Origin of the sequence: Maritalea mobilis (assembly GCF_004363175.1) — a bacterium.
Taxonomy (GTDB): domain Bacteria; phylum Pseudomonadota; class Alphaproteobacteria; order Rhizobiales; family Devosiaceae; genus Maritalea; species Maritalea mobilis.
This window is the reverse complement of record NZ_SNYR01000002.1, coordinates 722,367-739,023: the sequence shown is the minus strand read 5'-3', so window position 1 is coordinate 739,023 and position 16,657 is coordinate 722,367. Positions and strand designations below refer to the sequence as shown.

At 52.1% G+C, this 16,657-nt stretch carries 19 protein-coding genes; 15 read left to right on the top strand and 4 right to left on the bottom strand.

Features of this window, described 5'->3' with window-relative positions; all coding sequences use genetic code 11:
• The 11 genes from ATL17_RS11440 to ATL17_RS11390 are packed head-to-tail and all read left to right on the top strand — an operon-like array spanning nt 1 to nt 10,593.
• Complete coding sequence (locus ATL17_RS11440) at nt 1-1,119, top strand: ABC transporter permease (protein ID WP_133572921.1); 1,119 nt, start codon at nt 1-3, stop codon at nt 1,117-1,119.
• Between the two features lie 2 nt (nt 1,120-1,121).
• Complete coding sequence (locus ATL17_RS11435; RefSeq protein ID WP_133572920.1) at nt 1,122-2,090, top strand: ABC transporter permease; 969 nt, start codon at nt 1,122-1,124, stop codon at nt 2,088-2,090.
• 1 nt (nt 2,091) lies between these two features.
• Nucleotides 2,092-2,493, top strand: coding sequence for a cytidine deaminase (locus ATL17_RS11430; protein ID WP_133572919.1), 402 nt, complete (start codon nt 2,092-2,094; stop codon nt 2,491-2,493).
• 6 nt (nt 2,494-2,499) lie between these two features.
• Nucleotides 2,500-3,300: a purine-nucleoside phosphorylase gene (locus ATL17_RS11425; protein ID WP_133572918.1), complete on the top strand. Its 801-nt coding sequence runs from the start codon at nt 2,500-2,502 to the stop codon at nt 3,298-3,300.
• The gene (gene deoC, locus ATL17_RS11420; protein ID WP_133572917.1) at nt 3,297-4,286 is read left to right on the top strand and encodes a deoxyribose-phosphate aldolase; all 990 of its coding nucleotides are present in this window, start codon (nt 3,297-3,299) and stop codon (nt 4,284-4,286) included. Before ATL17_RS11425 ends, deoC begins: the two co-directional genes overlap by 4 nt.
• A gap of 9 nt (nt 4,287-4,295) precedes the next feature.
• Nucleotides 4,296-6,665: an aldehyde dehydrogenase family protein gene (locus ATL17_RS11415; protein WP_133572916.1), complete on the top strand. Its 2,370-nt coding sequence runs from the start codon at nt 4,296-4,298 to the stop codon at nt 6,663-6,665.
• A gap of 11 nt (nt 6,666-6,676) precedes the next feature.
• Nucleotides 6,677-6,970, top strand: coding sequence for a DUF6958 family protein (locus tag ATL17_RS11410; RefSeq protein WP_027833966.1), 294 nt, complete (start codon nt 6,677-6,679; stop codon nt 6,968-6,970).
• Nucleotides 6,971-6,991: 21 nt separating this feature from the next.
• A complete protein-coding gene (gene deoA, locus ATL17_RS11405) occupies nt 6,992-8,308 on the top strand; it encodes a thymidine phosphorylase (protein ID WP_133572915.1) in 1,317 nt (438 codons plus the stop codon).
• A gap of 8 nt (nt 8,309-8,316) precedes the next feature.
• Nucleotides 8,317-9,534 (top strand): phosphopentomutase, encoded by a 1,218-nt coding sequence (locus ATL17_RS11400; RefSeq protein WP_133572914.1) that lies wholly within the window; start codon nt 8,317-8,319, stop codon nt 9,532-9,534.
• A 10-nt stretch (nt 9,535-9,544) separates the two neighbouring features.
• Nucleotides 9,545-10,174: a uracil phosphoribosyltransferase gene (gene upp, locus ATL17_RS11395; protein ID WP_133572913.1), complete on the top strand. Its 630-nt coding sequence runs from the start codon at nt 9,545-9,547 to the stop codon at nt 10,172-10,174.
• Nucleotides 10,174-10,593 (top strand): lipocalin-like domain-containing protein, encoded by a 420-nt coding sequence (locus ATL17_RS11390; RefSeq protein WP_133572912.1) that lies wholly within the window; start codon nt 10,174-10,176, stop codon nt 10,591-10,593. The genes upp and ATL17_RS11390 overlap by 1 nt, the downstream gene beginning before the upstream one ends.
• Here the strand turns inward: ATL17_RS11390 and ATL17_RS11385 are convergent.
• From ATL17_RS11385 to ATL17_RS11370, 4 genes are all read right to left on the bottom strand, one after another.
• Nucleotides 10,590-11,207 (bottom strand): HAD family hydrolase, encoded by a 618-nt coding sequence (locus ATL17_RS11385; protein ID WP_133572911.1) that lies wholly within the window; start codon nt 11,205-11,207, stop codon nt 10,590-10,592. The genes ATL17_RS11390 and ATL17_RS11385 overlap by 4 nt on opposite strands.
• 35 nt (nt 11,208-11,242) lie before the next feature.
• A complete protein-coding gene (locus ATL17_RS11380) occupies nt 11,243-11,797 on the bottom strand; it encodes a TadE/TadG family type IV pilus assembly protein (RefSeq protein WP_133572910.1) in 555 nt (184 codons plus the stop codon).
• Nucleotides 11,798-11,807: 10 nt separating this feature from the next.
• Complete coding sequence (locus ATL17_RS11375) at nt 11,808-12,356, bottom strand: TadE/TadG family type IV pilus assembly protein (RefSeq protein ID WP_133572909.1); 549 nt, start codon at nt 12,354-12,356, stop codon at nt 11,808-11,810.
• A gap of 91 nt (nt 12,357-12,447) precedes the next feature.
• Nucleotides 12,448-12,927, bottom strand: coding sequence for a pilus assembly protein N-terminal domain-containing protein (locus ATL17_RS11370; protein WP_133572908.1), 480 nt, complete (start codon nt 12,925-12,927; stop codon nt 12,448-12,450).
• Nucleotides 12,928-13,322: 395 nt separating this feature from the next.
• Between ATL17_RS11370 and ATL17_RS11365 the strand changes: the two genes are divergently transcribed.
• From ATL17_RS11365 to ATL17_RS11350, 4 genes are all read left to right on the top strand, one after another.
• Nucleotides 13,323-13,493, top strand: a complete 171-nt coding sequence (locus ATL17_RS11365; protein ID WP_133572907.1) for a Flp family type IVb pilin — start codon at nt 13,323-13,325, stop codon at nt 13,491-13,493.
• 136 nt (nt 13,494-13,629) lie between these two features.
• Nucleotides 13,630-14,133 (top strand): A24 family peptidase, encoded by a 504-nt coding sequence (locus tag ATL17_RS11360; RefSeq protein WP_133572906.1) that lies wholly within the window; start codon nt 13,630-13,632, stop codon nt 14,131-14,133.
• Between the two features lie 141 nt (nt 14,134-14,274).
• Complete coding sequence (gene cpaB, locus ATL17_RS11355) at nt 14,275-15,210, top strand: Flp pilus assembly protein CpaB (RefSeq protein ID WP_133572905.1); 936 nt, start codon at nt 14,275-14,277, stop codon at nt 15,208-15,210.
• Between the two features lie 5 nt (nt 15,211-15,215).
• Entirely contained in the window at nt 15,216-16,652 is a 1,437-nt protein-coding gene (locus ATL17_RS11350) for a type II and III secretion system protein family protein (protein ID WP_166639007.1), read from the top strand.
• The last annotated feature ends 5 nt before the right edge of the window (nt 16,653-16,657 follow it).

Here is a 16,657-nt window from a genome sequence, read left to right as displayed (position 1 = left end):
ATGAGTGCGCGTCAGCCATTGCCCAATTGGGTAACAATTGTGTTGATGCCAGCGCTCAATGTGTTGTTGGCATTTATTATCGGCGGCTTGGCCGTGGCCATGATCGGGGAAAATCCGCTCGATGCAATGTGGGCGCTGTTTTATGGCGCATTCGGCACAGGCATGGGCTGGGGCTTCACGCTGCATTACGCCACAAACTTTATCTTTACCGGCCTTGCGGTTGCGGTGGCATATCATGCGGGCATGTTCAACATTGGCGGCGAAGGCCAAGCCTATGTGGCGGGCCTTGGCGCGATTGTTGTGGCGCTGTGGCTTGATCAAACCCACTGGACCTTGGTGCTGCTCGGTTCAACTGCTGCGGCCATGGTGATGGGTGCCCTCTGGGCGATCATTCCAGGCTGGTTGCAGGCCAAGCGCGGCAGCCATGTGGTGATCACCACCATCATGTTCAACTTCATCGCATCTGCCTTTATGGGCTATATGCTGGTGCAAGTCATCACCGCGCCGGGTGCCAATGCGGAAACCCGCACCATTGCAGAACCGGGCCGTTTACCCTTGATGTCTGACTGGTTTGACGCGTTCCAATATTCACCGCTGAACATCACGTTCTTCTTCGGCATCTTGGCATTGATCTTCACCTATGTGCTGATCTGGCGCACGAAGCTCGGCTATAAAATCCGCACCTTGGGCGCAAACCCGGAAGCGGCCCGCTATGCAGGCATTTCTGCCGTCGCTGTGATCATCATTGCAATGGCCATCTCTGGCGCATTGGCAGGTTTGATGGCGGTGAACGAGGCGGTTGGCGTGCAAAAGCGCCTTGTGGTTGGCTATGTGGCAGGTGTTGGCTTTGTGGGCATCGCGGTGGCCTTTATGGGCCGCTCACACCCCGTAGGTATTGCCCTAGCGGCATTGCTGTTCGGTGCGCTTTATCAGGGCGGGCAGGAGCTGGCATTTGAATTGCCGGCCGTGCCGTCAGAACTTGTTTTGATCATTCAGGCTTTGGTGATCTTGTTCACTGGTGCCATGGGCGAAATGTTCCATCCTGTGTTGGAACGTATATTTGCTAAAAAGATTGAAGCCGCGCCTGAAGAAGCGACAACCTCAACCGGGGAGGCATAATCATGGACGCAACAGATATCATTCTATTGCTCGATTCCAGTGTGCGCCTCGCCGTACCCTTGTTGCTGGCTTGTTTGGCTGGGCTATATTCTGAGCGTTCGGGCATTGTAGATATTGGCCTTGAAGGCAAGATGCTTGGCGCCGCTTTTGCGGCAGCCGCCACAGCTGCGGTCACAGGCAATGTGTGGTTGGGCCTTTTGGCGGCGATGGCCGTGTCGACATTCATGTCTATGATCCATGCTTTGGCTTCCATCAATTTCCGTGGCAACCAGATCATTTCGGGTGTTGCCCTCAACTTCTTGGCAGCAGGCTTCACTGTATTTCTGGGCCATGCATGGTTCCGCCGTGGCGGCACCACACCAAACTTGCGGCCTGATGAACGCTTCTCGACAATTGATTTGCCGTTCGCACAAGAATTCGGCCAAGTTCCGATCATCGGCGAAATTTACGAGCAATTGCTCTCCGGCCATTCGATCATTGTGTATTTCGCCTTCTTGGCGGTGCCGGTCACAGCCTTTGTGCTGTTCCGCACACGGTTCGGCTTGCGCTTGCGGGCTGTTGGCGAAAACCCAAAAGCTTTGGACACAGCAGGTATGTCTGTGTCGCTGTTGCGCTATCAAGCGTTGATCATCACAGGTCTATTGTGCGGCGTTGCGGGGGCCTATTTGTCCACTGCGCAGGGCGCCAACTTTTCTGAGAACATGACCTCAGGTCGTGGCTTTATTGCGCTGGCAGCGTTGATTTTCGCCAAGTGGCGTCCATGGCAAGCCATGTGGACTTGTTTGTTGTTTGGTGTGCTCAGTGCGTCACAAATTCGCTTGCAGGGTGTTGAATTCCCAATGATCGGTGAAGTGCCTGTGCAGTTTATCCAAGCGCTGCCTTACATTTTGACCGTTGTGCTGTTGGCTGGCTTTATCGGCCGCGCCAAAGCACCAAAGGCCATCGGCCAGCCTTATGTGAAGGAACGCTAAAATGGATGCGGTAAACCAAGCCCTTTACGATGCAGCCCAAGCCGTGCGCAAACATGCGCACGTGCCCTATTCCAACTTTCCAGTTGGTGCCGCCATTTTGGCAGATGATGGGCAAATCTATGCGGGCTGCAACATTGAAAACGCGGCTTACCCGCAAGGCAATTGCGCTGAAACCGCTGCTATTTCTGCGATGATTGGTGCAGGTGCGAAGAAAATCCATCGCATTTTTGTCATCGGCAAAGGCGTTGATCCAGTGACCCCATGTGGCGGCTGTCGCCAACGCATTCGCGAATTCGCGACACCTGATACGCAGATCACGTGCACAGGTGAAGATGGTGATGCCAAAAGCTACACCATGGATGAGATTTTGCCGGATTCCTTTGGCCCGGAATTTCTGGAGTAGGGACCAATGACCGCAAAATTTAACATGCGTTTGATTCAAGAACGCGCGGGCGATGAACCTATTGCTGCTGCGCTTGTTCTTGGATCAGGCTTCGCCGCGCTTGGCGAAATGCTGAAAGACCCTGTGACCATCAACTATGATGAGCTGCAGGGCTTTCCCGGTGGCGGCGTAACGGGCCATGGCAAAAATTTGCTGATTGGCGAGTTGGAAGGCAAGCGCGTGGCGCTGCTCACAGGTCGCGCGCATTATTATGAACATGGCAATGCAGCCGCTATGAAAATGGCAATTCAGACACTGGCAGGCTTGGGCATCGATACATTAATGCTCACCAACGCCGCCGGGTCTATTGTCAATGATATTCGTCCCGGCGATCTGATGCTGATCAATGATCACATCAACTTCTCCGGCCTCAACCCATTGATTGGGTTGGCGGGCGATAAGCGCTTCGTCAATATGGTGGACGCTTACGATCCGGCCCTGCGCCAAAAGGCCCTAGATATCGCCGAGCGCGATTTTTTGGACCTTAAACAAGGCGTTTATACATGGTATTCTGGCCCCTCATTTGAAACGCCCGCTGAGATCAAAATGATCCAAGGCTTTGGGGCTCAAGCGGTGGGTATGTCCACCGTGCCAGAATGTATTTTGGGCCGTTACTACGATATGCGCGTTTGGGGATGTTCATTCATCACCAATATGGGAGCGGGCATGTCGGATGAACATCTATCTCACGACCATACGCAAACCATGGTCGCATCTGGCGGAGAGCGCATGCAAAGTTTGCTGACAAAAATGATTGCAGAACTATGAGTTTAAAAGCAGTTGAAATGCCGCACGCGGCAGAAGAGCATAAACGCAATCCCGGTTTTGATTTGGATTTGGGTTGGTTGCGTCATGTGCGGATGAACCGCTCAGCATTGGAACGTCGGGCCGCCACCATCGGCACCCGCCGCTCAGTGAAAAAGCAATGGCAAGCCGCTTGGCTGCTTCACGCCATCACCAATATCGATTTGACCACCTTGAATGGTGACGACAGCAAAGGCCGCGTTGAACGCTTGTGCGCCAAAGCGCGCCAGCCTGTGCGCACCGATATTTTGAAGGCGCTGGGTGTTGAAGATTTGGTCATCACCCCAGGCGCGGTGTGTGTTTATCACAATTTTGTCGCCGATGCGGTGGCCGCGCTTGAAGGCACCAACATCCCGGTGGCTGCCGTTTCAACTGGTTTCCCTGCGGGCCTCACGCCCTTGGAAACCCGTATTGCTGAAATCGAAGCTTCAGTGAAAGCTGGCGCAAAAGAAATCGATATTGTGATCGAACGGCATCAAGTGCTGACGCAAGATTGGCAGGGTCTTTATGATCAGGTCAAAGCCTTCCGCGCTGCATGTGGTGAAGCACATTTGAAAACCATTTTGGGCACAGGCGAATTGGCCACCCAAACCAATGTCGCCAAAGCCTCCTTGGTGTGCATGATGGCCGGGGCTGATTTCATCAAAACCTCAACAGGCAAAGAAAAGGTCAACGCAGACTTGGTGACCTCGCTGTCCATGATCCGCATGATCCGCTGGTTCCATGAGGAAACAGGCATTGAGATTGGCTACAAGCCCGCGGGTGGCATTTCCAAGGCCAAAGATGCAATCACATATCTGGCGATGATGAAGGATGAGCTGGGCAATAAATGGCTCTCGCCACATCTGTTCCGCTTCGGCGCATCCAGCCTTTTGAACGACATTGAGCGGCAGCTCGAACATAATGTCACCGGGCGCTATGCGGCCGATTATCGTCAGCCTCTGGTTTAGGTGGGCAACATGAACGTTAAAGAGATTTTTGAAACCATGGAATATGGTCCTGCGCCGGAAGGCAGCGCCGAAGCACATGAATGGCTTGATGGCTATGGCCGCAAATTTGGTCATTTCATCAATGGCGAGTTCACCAAACCGGGCAAAACATTTGCCTCCACCAATCCTGCCAACGGCGAAGAATTGGCGCAAATCAGCCAAGCCAAAAAGGGTGACATTGATTTAGCCGTTTCTGCCGCACGCAAAGCCCAATCAGATTGGGAAGCTTTGTCTGGCTATGAGCGGGCCAAATATCTTTATGCCATCGCGCGGCAAGTGCAAAAGCATTCGCGGTTGTTTGCGGTGCTCGAGACCCTCGACAATGGCAAGCCGATCCGCGAAAGCCGTGATTTGGATATTCCATTGGTTGCGCGTCATTTCTATCACCATGCCGGGTGGGCGCAGCAGCGTGATCGCTTGTTCCCCAACCAGTCAGCCTACGGCGTTTGCGGACAAATCATCCCGTGGAACTTCCCACTATTGATGTTGTCGTGGAAAATCGCACCAGCCTTGGCTGCGGGTAACACAGTTGTGCTGAAACCAGCCGAATTCACGTCGCTGACCGCACTGTTGTTTGCTGAGATCTGTCAGGAAATCGGCTTGCCGAAAGGTGTCGTGAACATAGTGACGGGTGATGGCGACGCGGGCGAAGCCATCGTCAACCATGCGGGGATCGATAAAATCGCCTTCACGGGCTCCACAGGCGTGGGCAAGGCCATCCGCAACGCCACCGCGGGCACAGGAAAGGGCCTCTCGCTCGAGCTGGGCGGCAAGTCACCGTTCATCGTTTTTGAAGATGCAGATTTGGACAGCGCTGTTGAAGGCGTTGTGGACGCGATTTGGTTCAATCAGGGCCAAGTGTGTTGCGCCGGATCGCGCCTATTGGTGCAAGAAGCTGTTGAAGAGCGTTTCATCAAAAAGCTGAAAGCCCGCATGGCAACGTTGCGCGTGGGTGATCCGCTCGACAAAGCCATTGATATTGGCGCCTTGGTGGCGCCGGTGCAGGTGGCGCGGGTGCAGGATTTGATGAAAAAGGGCGAAGAGCAGGGCGCTGTTCGTTATCAGCCGGATGGCGCAATCCCATCCAATGGCTGCTTCGTTAAACCAACGCTTTACACCAATGTGCAGCCTGCCAACATCATTGCGGAAGAAGAAATCTTTGGTCCCGTTCTGGTCGCCATGAGCTTCCGCACGCCTGACGAAGCTGTAACCTTGGCCAACAATTCAAAATATGGATTGTCTGCCAGTATCTGGACAGAAAATATCAATCTCGCTTTGGATATTGCACCACGGGTGCAAGCCGGCGTTGTGTGGATCAACTCCACCAACAATTTCGACGCGGCTGTCGGCTTTGGTGGCTACAAAGAAAGTGGCTTTGGCCGTGAAGGCGGCAAAGAAGGCATGCGTGCCTATTTGCGTCCTGAATGGGAACTGAAGCTGAAATCTTTGGGCAAAACCCCAGCGCAAGCTAAGCCAAAATTGTTCGCAACCGACGGGATTGACCGCACCGCCAAACTTTATGTTGGCGGTAAGCAGGCTCGACCAGATGGCGGCTACGCCCGTTCCGTGGTGAACGCTGATGGCAAGCTGGTGGGCGAAGTCGGCGAAGGCAATCGCAAAGACATCCGCAACGCGGTGGAAGCTGCGCGTGGCGCGTTGGGGTGGGGAAGCAAAACCGCCCATCTGCGCGCGCAAATCCTCTACTATATGGGCGAAAATCTCGACTATCGCCGCAATGAATTTGCGGATCGACTACGCGAGATGACTGGCGCATCTACTGGGGCCGCGAAGAAAGAAGTTGAGCTTTCCATTGAACGCTTGTTCGCCTTCGCTGGTTGGGCCGACAAATATGACGGGGCGGTGCACAACCCGCCTGTGCGTCAAATGGCGGTAGCGATGGTTGAACCGATTGGCGTGATCGGCATCGCCGCACCAAATGAAAACCCGCTGCTTGGTGCCATCTCTTTGCTCGCGCCCTCTATGGCAATGGGCAACACCAGCGTGTTGATCCCCTCAGAAACCGCGCCATTGGCCATGACTGATTTTTATCAGATTTTGGACACAAGCGACGTGCCTGGCGGTGTTGTAAACATCGTAACCGGGGCCAAAGACGAGCTGACCAAAACCTTGGCCGAGCATGATGGCGTTGACGCCATGTTCTATTGCGGCGATGCTGAGGGTGGCAAAAAAGTTGAGCAATATTCGGTGCACAATCTCAAACAGACCTGGACCAATAAAGGCAAAGCCTTGGATTGGACCGATCGCGAGATTTGCGAAGGCGAATATTTCTTGGAGCGGAGCACTCAGGTCAAAAATGTTTGGGTGCCCTACGGCGCATAGGAGCCTGACCCATGAGCGACAAGGTTGAAGTTGAAAACGTAAACACACCGGGCAAAATCACTCGCGTCGACGCGGCGAAATATAACGCCATGTACAAAGCGATGATGCAGGTTTTGCCTCATGAGGCACCGGGCATGGTCGTCAAAGATGTGATTGCCGAGGCCAAAAAACATCTGCCGGATGATCTGTTCCCCGGGGGCAGCACCGCAGGCTGGTGGGTGAAATGCGTGCAGCTTGATCTTGAAGCGAAAAAGAAAATCGCGCGGGCGGAAAAACCGCCTGTGCGGCTTTATCGCCTAGACTAAAAGCCATCGAGGAAAATCCACATGTTCTTGCCGGCAGAAATCATCGCCAAAAAACGCGATGGTGAAACCCTTAGCCCTGCTGAAATCGGCGCCTTTATAGAAGGCGTGGTCAGCGGTGCGGTAAAGCCGGAACAAGCCGCCGCCTTCGCCATGGCAGTTTATTTCCAAAATATGGATATGGACGAGCGCGTGGCACTCACCTTGGCCATGCGCGACAGTGGTGAGGTGCTCAATTGGGATGAGTTGGACGGCCCCGTTATCGACAAACATTCCACTGGCGGCGTTGGCGACAATGTTTCCTTGATGCTGGCCCCAATCTGGGCCGCTTGTGGCGCTTATGTGCCGATGATCTCTGGCCGTGGCCTTGGCCATACGGGTGGCACGCTTGATAAATTTGATGCCATCCCCGGCTATCAAACCAGCGTAGATAATGCCTTGTTTCGCAAGGTTGTCGCCGAGGCAGGCTGCGCTATTGTGGGGCAAACCAGCAATCTCGCACCCGCCGACAAAATCCTTTACGCCATCCGCGATGTCACCGCGACGGTGGATAATATTTCCCTGATCACAGGCTCCATTCTGTCCAAAAAACTGGCTGCCGGATTAGATGCGTTGGTGCTTGATGTGAAGGTCGGCTCTGGTGCCTTTATGAAGTCAGCGGACGAGGCTAAAGCCTTGGCCGAAAGCCTTGTCCAAGTCGCCAATGGCGCAGGCGTGCGCACAAGCGCCTTGATCAGCGACATGAACCAGCCCCTCGCCAGCGCCGCAGGCAATGCGCTTGAAGTGCGGAACGCCGTGCAATTTCTCACAGGCGAACACCGCGGTGCCAATCTCGAGCAAGTGGTTTTAGAACTGGCCGCTCATGGCTTGATACATGGCGGCCTGTCAGCCAATCTGGATGCAGCACGGCAAAAGGCGCAAGATGTGTTGGATAATGGCAGGGCGGCAGAGCAGTTTGGCAAAATGATCAGCGGCCTCGGTGGCCCGACAGACTTTATGTCGCGAGCAGAACATTATTTGCCCAAGGCCAAAATCATTCGTGACGTGACGCTCGGCCAGTCTGGCTATGTCACCGAAATCAACGCCAAGCAGGTGGGCATGGGCGTGGTGATTTTGGGCGGTGGCCGCAAAGCGCCGGGCGATCCGCTGGATTATGCGGTTGGCTTCGACCAACTTGCCCCGCTTGGCCAAATGATTGAACAAGATACCCCCATCGCGCGTTTACATGCCACTAACGAAGCCCTGGCTGATGAAGCGGAAGAGCGATTGAAAGCGGCGTATAGCCTTGGCGATGCGCCGCAAACCCCGCCATTATTTTATGGCGTGATTGAGCAAAATTAGGAGGCCTTATGCCCCGAGCAATATTATGTGTGTTGGACAGTTTTGGCATTGGCGGCGCGCCTGATGCAGCAGATTTTGGCGACGAGGGCGCCAACACGCTCGGCCATATCGCCGACAAATGCGCCGCAGGTGAAGCCGACAAAGAAGGCTTACGCCAAGGCTCGCTCTTCTTGCCCAATATGGATATGCTGGGACTTGGCCTCGCCGCAAAAGCCGCGGTGGGCACCGTGCCGCCGGGGCTCAGCGAAGAGCACAAAGCAGGCGTCTGGGCACATGCCAAAGAAGTGTCGAAAGGTAAAGACACACCATCGGGCCATTGGGAAATTGCGGGCGTGCCAGTGTCATTCGATTGGGGCTATTTCCCCGAAACAGTACCTTGCTTTCCGCCGGACCTGATCGAAAAATTTATTGAAGAGGCCAGGCTGCCCGGAATTTTGGGCAACAAACATGCGTCTGGCACCACCATCATCGCGGAATTGGGCGAAGAGCATATCAAAACTGGCAAACCGATCTGTTACACCAGTGCCGATAGCGTGTTCCAAATCGCTGCCCATGAGCAGCATTTTGGCTTAGATCACCTTTATGAGATTTGCGAAATTGCTCGCAAATTGCTTGATCCCCTCAATATTGGCCGCGTGATCGCAAGGCCCTTTAATGGCGAAACGCCAGAGGAATTTCAGCGCACGGGCAACCGTCGTGACTTTTCCGTTTTGCCGCCAGAACCAACCCTTCTGGATCGCGCCAAAGAAGCGGGCCGCAAAGTGCTGGCCGTGGGCAAAATCTCGGATATTTACGCGGCGCAGGGCGTGACCCACAAGATCAAAGCCAGCGGCAACATGGCGCTTTTTGATGCGACATTGGATGCGATGGATATGGCGGAAGATGGTGACTTGATCTTCACCAACTTTGTCGATTTCGACATGGAATATGGCCACCGCCGCGATGTGCCCGGCTATGCCGCGGCCTTGGAAAAGTTTGATCGTCGTTTGCCCGAACTGGTCGCCAAAATGCGTCAGGATGATGTGTTGATCCTCACCGCAGATCATGGCTGCGATCCCACCTGGCTTGGTACGGATCATACACGTGAGCAGGTGCCCGTTTTATGTTTTTCCCCAATTTTGCACAAAGCCAGTGCAGGCGGGCGAGAAACATTTGCAGATATAGGTGAAAGCGTGGCAAGTTGGCTAAAACTGCCAGCCGGACCCTATGGTAAGAGCTTTTTGTAAGAGGTAGAATATGGAAAACGTCACCGTTGTCGAACACCCGTTGGTGCAACATAAATTGACCATTATGCGGGATAAAGAAACATCAACGGCGAGTTTCCGTCGGCTCTTGCAAGAAATCGCGCATTTGCTTTGCTATGAGGTAACCCGCGATCTCGAAACCGAGTTGATCGAAATTGAAACCCCAATCCAGAAAATGCAAAGCCCAGCCCTCAAAGGCAAAAAGCTTGTGTTCGCGTCTATCTTGCGGGCGGGCAATGGCTTGCTGGAAGGCATGTTGGATTTGGTGCCAAGCGCGCGCGTCTCCCACATCGGCCTTTATCGCGACCCGGAAACATTGGAAGCGATTGAATATTATTTCAAAGCTCCATCTGACATTGCAGACCGTTTGGTGGTTGTGGTTGACCCGATGTTGGCGACAGCCAATTCAGCCGTCACCGCGGTGGATCGCATCAAACGCCGTGGCGCCAACAATCTGCGCTTCTTGTGCTTGTTGGCTGCGCCAGAGGGCATCAAACGCTTCCAAGAAGCGCATCCAGATGTGCCGATCTACACTGCTGCGATTGACGAAAAGCTTAATGAAAAAGGCTATATCGTGCCGGGCTTGGGCGATGCGGGCGACCGTATGTACGGCACGCGCTAATGCAGCCTGAAGATTTGATGGGCGAGTGGCGGCTTTTGTCCGCCACTTTAACGGTGGCCGGTGAGGCCAATTCGATCCTTGACCCCAATCGTCATTTTATCAAGCTGTTCACTGCCAGCCACTTCGCCTTCTTTTCCCGTTTGCCAGAGCGGCCACGCTACACATTGCCGCCCAGCGATAGCAATCTGATCGCAGGCGGAAAGTCGTTTGATGCTGGCGGCGGTCGTTACGATCTTGAAGGCGACAACTATATTGAGCATATCGATTATTGCTCATTCCCCAATTATGAGGGCATTTCCATCGCCTTCACACTGTCGTTCGAAAATGGTGTGCTTACCCAGCAAGGCACCTATCCTTTGGTGAAATTGGGGCTGGGTGAGGTTGATGGTTATCTCGTCGAAACCTACGAGAAAATCTAAGCCTTTAGCGGCAGGCCCAGTGCGGTCAAATCTTCACGCAACTGTTCAGGGCTTTCAAAATGAATGGCCTTCATGCCGATATGTTCCGCAGCCACCACATTGGGATAGCTATCATCAATGAACACGCAGCTAGAGGCATCAAGGCTATAACGCTCCAAAAAGCGGTGATAAATCCGATAGTCAGGCTTCACCAATTTTTCTTGGCCCGAAACCAAAATGCCATCAAATTTTTGCAAAAACTTATAGTTTTCCAGCGTCAGCTGAAATTTCTCTTTTGAGTAATTGGTGATGGCAAAAGTTGGAATGTCTTCAGCAATCAGCTCTTCGTGGATTGCAACCGTACCCTCAAACAATCCTGCAATTGTTTCCAGCCAGCGCTTATCATAAGCCACAATCTGGTCTGTATAGGCGGGGAAACGGGCACACAACTCAGCAATGCCGTCGGCATAAAGTTTGCCTGCGTCAAACTCTAAATTCCACAAGCTGGAATAAACATTTTCGACAAACCAAATTGCTTCTTCTTCGGTGTCAAACACATTGCGATAAAGATTGAGCGGGTTCCAATCGATAAAAACACCGCCCAGATCAAACACGGGGATCAAATAATCAGACATGATTTTCCTGAAGATAGGGACCAGATGTGGCAACCCTAGATCAGTTGGATGATTCCATCAAACCGAGATCTGAAGAAGTACCGCTCTTTAAAGCTCAAGGTGGAATTGAACACATAGCCCACTACGGGTGACATGGAGTTCCATGCTTCACCCATCACCATATAACGGTTTTTATTGGCAGCGGCCACCTCTGGCGGCATGTCAACAAACTGGCTGCCGACTGACAAAATTGAACCGCCATTGTAGGTGCGTGACCAGATCACCCACGCTTTGCCATCACCGTCGATGCGTAAGCTGGTCACGCGCTGCACCAAATTTGCCGACTTGTAAGGTTTGATGGTGAATTCAGCCGCCTTGAAATAATCGTCCACGGTGGCGATGGCGATTTTGTCTTCCGCTCGGGCAACCAAATCAGCCACAGAACCGGCGACAACAGAAACTTTGCGATCAACAATGATGTAGGTGCTGAGGTCAATTGTACCCAAATAAAGCGTCAGCATCACAGGCAGAATAAGTGCAAATTCAACAGCAGAAACGCCGCGATCATTTGTGCAGAGCCATTTTAGTTTTTGGATTAAGTTGCGCAACATCAATCCACTCCTAAAATGGCTCGTTCATAAACACACGCGATGCGCCCATCAACATGGCGCTATCGCCATCTAAATGTCCTAGCTTGAACCCTAAAATGTTCAAGAAGGTTGGCCATTTATAATAAGTTTCCACCAGCACAACTTGATTGCGGCCGCCAGGTTTAAAACTGCTTGAAATCACCCATTTGCCGTCAGCATCAACAGGGTTAGTGGTTTTAGCGTTAGCAAAGCTATCAACAACTTGAACACGGATGCGAAGCTTATTGCAGTCAAACAAACCATAAGTCTTGTCGCACACTTTGGCCCGGAATTCTGGCATGTTATAGCCGCTGCGTTGCGCCTCTCCCGTGCGGACAACGCGTGTGGCATCCCCAACAGCGGTGTCTAATATCTGCGAAGCGAGCAGCACCAACCCGGTTTCAAGAATTGCGCCAATGATGGCGAAGAAGGGCAGGGCAAGCAGGCCAAACTCAACAACGGTTACGCCGCGCTCATCCGAGGCGAAGCGTTTAGCCTTCAACTGCTTGTAAGCTTTTCGACATGTTCTGGCGACTGACATCACTTGACCCTTGCTCTAAGTGAAGCAAGCATAGCGCTGTAAAATTACTGAATTCTTTCGATAATTCTTTGTAAGTGAAAGTAACAATCGCTTAGCGTGAAGCGGCTTCCACGATAGACTTAGAACCAGCAACTTCACCAAGATAATTTGTATCGTCGCCCATCATCAATGCAGGGCCACAATCTGGTGTGCATGAAACAGTATTGCGTTCTTCACCATTGTAAACCAGCACCAAATTATCTTCTTGCGACACCACTTCAACCTTCAAATCGGCGATTGGGTTGCCCACAGCATCTAGCGCGATCAAGTTGGTGTGCCCAAATGTTTTGCCTGTTAAAACAATGGTTTCTGGGTCTTGGATGGTTGCATCCGCAATGCCTGGATTGCCGATCACGATGGTTGAGGCTGCAGAAGGCAACCGCAAAATGCGCGCCATATTGACCTGCACATCAACGCTACCTTTTGGGTCGGCGGCGAAGCCCGCGCCAGTTGATGAAACCAACAGCCCTGCAACAACGGCTCCCGCGGCGGTCCAGGAACGGAGCACTTTATTGAGACGTATGCCAAGCATGACTTTAACCCTTTATTCAGCAAAAACTTTTCTGCATCATGGGGCAGAATGGTGAATAAAGTGCAAATGTGTTTTGCCCTTCGCATTGCGCAACGCTGAACGAACACATTATCTATATATATAGAACAATAAGGGCTGCTATTTGCCCCATTGATCGACGTGTCTGATGGGGTGGGTAACATGCTGCAAATGGCTAACTATCCAAATTAGTTGCAAATATTCCTGCTTTAACCACTTGATAATCATAAATATAGCAAGTCCGGTTATTATGCGTTGCTGCGTTTCGATTAACACAATTTCAAGACTCCGCGCCTAACGTTGAGCCTGAGTTCGATGGTGAGGATCGGACAATGTTTTGTCACGTTAGGGCGTGACGACGAGCAAGGAGCAACGAAATGAAATTGGTAAAACGTTTTTTGGCTGATGAGTCAGGCGCGACCGCAATCGAGTATGGCTTGATTGCCGCACTTATCGCTGTGGCCATCATCAGTGCTGCAGGCCTTTTGGGTACAAAACTTGATGATTTGTTCTCAGGTATCGCAGGCAAGTTGGTAGCACCTGCATAAGCCTCGGCTTACATGTTATCAAAAAGCGGGGAGCTGCAAAGCTCCCCTCTTTTTTGTCCTATCGCCGGTTTTTAACCTTTGACTAACCATAACTTAGCAGACTGCAGCCACGTCTTTTAAAATAGGTATGACCCCAATGAATGCGATCGTTCTTGCCATTTTTCCCATCATGATGGCTTTTTGTGCAGCTTATGATCTTCTCACCATGCGCATACCAAATTGGCTTTCGGCTGTTTTGATTGCGGGTTTTCTTGTTGCTGCATTGCTGGCGGGCTTTTCTTGGGAAACCATCGGAATGCACTTCGTGGCCTTTTTAATTGCGCTTGTGGTCTGCTTTATTCTGTTCATCCCTGGCTGGATTGGCGGCGGCGATGCAAAATTCGCGGCCAGCACCGTGTTGTGGATGGGCATGAGCCATGCCTTGTCTTACTTCTTTTATGCGGCGATAGCGGGCGGCGTGTTCACCTTGTTGATCTTGGTTTTCCGAAAATTTGTGAACGCAACACAATTGCCCAAATGGGATTGGCTGGTAAAATTGCATGACCCGAAAGTGGGCGTGCCTTATGGCGTGGCTTTGGCCATCGCCGCTCTATTGGCCTTCCCAAGCACCAATATTTTCTCAGCGCTTGCGCTAAGCTAAGCACTTATAATCGTGCAACTTTTCGTTAACGCTATTTGACAAGGCTCCATTAACCAAACCTTGACGCTTTAGGTCGATACTACCCCGGAATATCTGTGCGTATTGGGTGCAGAACCATTGAGTTTAACCGGGGAAATAGAAATGAAGCCGGCGCGTTTGATTCTCGTTTTAGTTGCTTTGATAGCAGGTGGCTTGGCAGCTTTTTTTGCCTTGAATTCAGGCGGGAGCCCAGATCCTTCACCACAAGTTGCTGAGGTCGAGCCCGTTCAAAAGGTCAAAGTTTTGATCGCCAGCCGCACCATTGGCATTGGCGAGCGGTTGGACCCAACAACAGTGATGTGGCAAGATTGGCCAGAAGAGGCCATTCGCCCAGAATTCATCACAGATGAACGCTTGCCAGACGCACCGCAGCAAATGCAGGGCACCATTTCCCGTTTTGAAATTTTTGAGGGCGAGCCCATTCGCGAAGCAAAATTGGTGCGCACAGGGCAAGGCTATTTGTCCGCAGTGATCGGCAAAGGCATGCGCGGCGTTTCCATTGAAGTGTCGGCAGAAAGTGGCGCAGGCGGCTTTATCGTGCCAAATGACCGCGTAGATGTGGTGCTCACACAGCGCAGCCGTACCGGCGATACATCGCAGACTATTTTGAACAATGCCCGTGTGCTGGCCATCGGCAAAAAGCTGGGCGAAGTCGGCCCAAATGGTGGCGGCGGAAATGGCGAGCAGGCCAGCCCAGAAGCGTTTGAAAACAACACAATTGCGACCTTGGAATTAACGCCACGCCAAGCAGAAGCCATCATCAACGCATCTCAAGTTGGCCAACTTTCATTGGTTTTGCGTTCAATCATTGACTTTGTTGATGGTCCGGCAACGGCAGGCACAGGCGATAATGCAAGTGTAAAACTGATCCGCGCTGGCCAGCAAACAAGCGCCTTGGCGGTTTCAGCTGAAAACTCAGCGCAAAACGAAACATCCGAAACAGAACAAAGTACCGGTGGTCCCGTATTTTCTGCGGTCCCAGCCCCGGTGGCACAACAGCCGCAACCAAATAGTGCACCAGCCGTGGTGAAGGAGTAATGGTGATGTCGAAAAATTCACAAGCCATTTTGAAATTCAAGGCATCAAAAGCATTTAGCAAAATGCTGGCGAAAAGCCTTTTGCTGCTCACCATGTTGTTGGCACCTCAAATGCTTATGCCGCAAGCCGCTATGGCCAACGCCACCATGCGTGTGTCCGCCAATCAAATCGGGCAAACTTATGCCGTGGAAGTGGGCGTAAACAAATCGCTCATCATTGATCTGCCTGTGTCTGCAAAAGAAGTGATCGTGTCTGAACCGCGCATCGCTAATGCGATTGTGCGCACTCAGCGCCGGGCCATTGTTCAAGGCCGCGCAGCGGGCGACACGAACATCATTTTCTTGGATGTGAAGGGCAATCCAATCGCTGTGTTGGATGTGACCGTAGGGGCGCAATCTGACGGCGGTTTGGAAAACACATTGGCAAGATTGTTGCCGGGATCATCCATCCAATCCACCATGGCTGAGGATCGTGTGGTGCTTTCTGGCACAGCGCGCAGCGATGCAGATGTGCAAAACGCCATCGCCATCGCCAAGCAATTCACCAACAATGAGGTTGTCTCAGTTGTTGAAGTGTCTGGCGCACAACAAGTCATGCTGAAAGTAATCGTTGCGGAAGTGCAGCGTGAAACCGTCAAACAGTTGGGCATTGATTTGAACGCCAGCCTCAATGTTGGCGGCGTCACCACCTCATTGCTCACCAGTCAGGGTCTTGGCGGCGTGTCGAACACAGTTGCGCCAAACAGCGGTAAACTTGGCTTCTCCTTCGGCAATCTATCTGTAGATGCCACTGTAAAGTCATTGGAACGTCGTGGTGCTTTGCGCACTTTGGCTGAACCGACCTTGACGGCATATTCTGGCAAAAGCGCAGAGTTCTTAGCTGGCGGTGAGTTCCCAATTCCAGTTGCCTTTGAAGATGGCAAAGTCACTTATGAATTTAAGCAGTTTGGTGTTGAGTTGAAATTCACCCCAACAGTTCATTCAAATAGCGACATCTCTATGGATGTTGACACCAAGGTGACCGAAGTGAACGTTGAGGGTGGTTACACGGCTGGCCCGGTCAACATTCCGGCCACCAAAGAGCGTAGCGCCAAAACTTCTGTGAAGCTGCCAACAGGTTCAACATTGGCTATTGCTGGTCTGATTGAAGAGAAAACACGTCAGCAATTCAACGAAGTGCCAGGTATCAGCAAGATCCCAATTTTGGGTGCCTTGTTCCGCTCTCGCGATTTTATTCGCTCTGAAACAGAATTGCTGATCTTGGTTACGCCATATCTGACTGCGCCAAGCCATGTGAACGACTACACATTGCCAACCGACAAACTGGAATTTGCGGGCGATGCGGAAGCCGTGTTCTTGGGCCATATGGAAAAACTATATGGCGTGGGTAATGGCCCTAAAGGCCAAAGCCTTAAAGGTGGCGTTGGATTTGTTCTGGATTGATTGCA

Coding starts and splice junctions, on each gene's coding strand:
- ATL17_RS11440 (WP_133572921.1), top strand. CDS start 1: ATGAGTGCGCGTCAGCCATTGCCCAATTGGGTAACAATTGTGTTGATG.
- ATL17_RS11435 (WP_133572920.1), top strand. CDS start 1,122: ATGGACGCAACAGATATCATTCTATTGCTCGATTCCAGTGTGCGCCTC.
- ATL17_RS11430 (WP_133572919.1), top strand. CDS start 2,092: ATGGATGCGGTAAACCAAGCCCTTTACGATGCAGCCCAAGCCGTGCGC.
- ATL17_RS11425 (WP_133572918.1), top strand. CDS start 2,500: ATGACCGCAAAATTTAACATGCGTTTGATTCAAGAACGCGCGGGCGAT.
- deoC (WP_133572917.1), top strand. CDS start 3,297: ATGAGTTTAAAAGCAGTTGAAATGCCGCACGCGGCAGAAGAGCATAAA.
- ATL17_RS11415 (WP_133572916.1), top strand. CDS start 4,296: ATGAACGTTAAAGAGATTTTTGAAACCATGGAATATGGTCCTGCGCCG.
- ATL17_RS11410 (WP_027833966.1), top strand. CDS start 6,677: ATGAGCGACAAGGTTGAAGTTGAAAACGTAAACACACCGGGCAAAATC.
- deoA (WP_133572915.1), top strand. CDS start 6,992: ATGTTCTTGCCGGCAGAAATCATCGCCAAAAAACGCGATGGTGAAACC.
- ATL17_RS11400 (WP_133572914.1), top strand. CDS start 8,317: ATGCCCCGAGCAATATTATGTGTGTTGGACAGTTTTGGCATTGGCGGC.
- upp (WP_133572913.1), top strand. CDS start 9,545: ATGGAAAACGTCACCGTTGTCGAACACCCGTTGGTGCAACATAAATTG.
- ATL17_RS11390 (WP_133572912.1), top strand. CDS start 10,174: ATGCAGCCTGAAGATTTGATGGGCGAGTGGCGGCTTTTGTCCGCCACT.
- ATL17_RS11385 (WP_133572911.1), bottom strand. CDS start 11,207: ATGTCTGATTATTTGATCCCCGTGTTTGATCTGGGCGGTGTTTTTATC.
- ATL17_RS11380 (WP_133572910.1), bottom strand. CDS start 11,797: ATGTTGCGCAACTTAATCCAAAAACTAAAATGGCTCTGCACAAATGAT.
- ATL17_RS11375 (WP_133572909.1), bottom strand. CDS start 12,356: ATGTCAGTCGCCAGAACATGTCGAAAAGCTTACAAGCAGTTGAAGGCT.
- ATL17_RS11370 (WP_133572908.1), bottom strand. CDS start 12,927: ATGCTTGGCATACGTCTCAATAAAGTGCTCCGTTCCTGGACCGCCGCG.
- ATL17_RS11365 (WP_133572907.1), top strand. CDS start 13,323: ATGAAATTGGTAAAACGTTTTTTGGCTGATGAGTCAGGCGCGACCGCA.
- ATL17_RS11360 (WP_133572906.1), top strand. CDS start 13,630: ATGAATGCGATCGTTCTTGCCATTTTTCCCATCATGATGGCTTTTTGT.
- cpaB (WP_133572905.1), top strand. CDS start 14,275: ATGAAGCCGGCGCGTTTGATTCTCGTTTTAGTTGCTTTGATAGCAGGT.
- ATL17_RS11350 (WP_166639007.1), top strand. CDS start 15,216: ATGTCGAAAAATTCACAAGCCATTTTGAAATTCAAGGCATCAAAAGCA.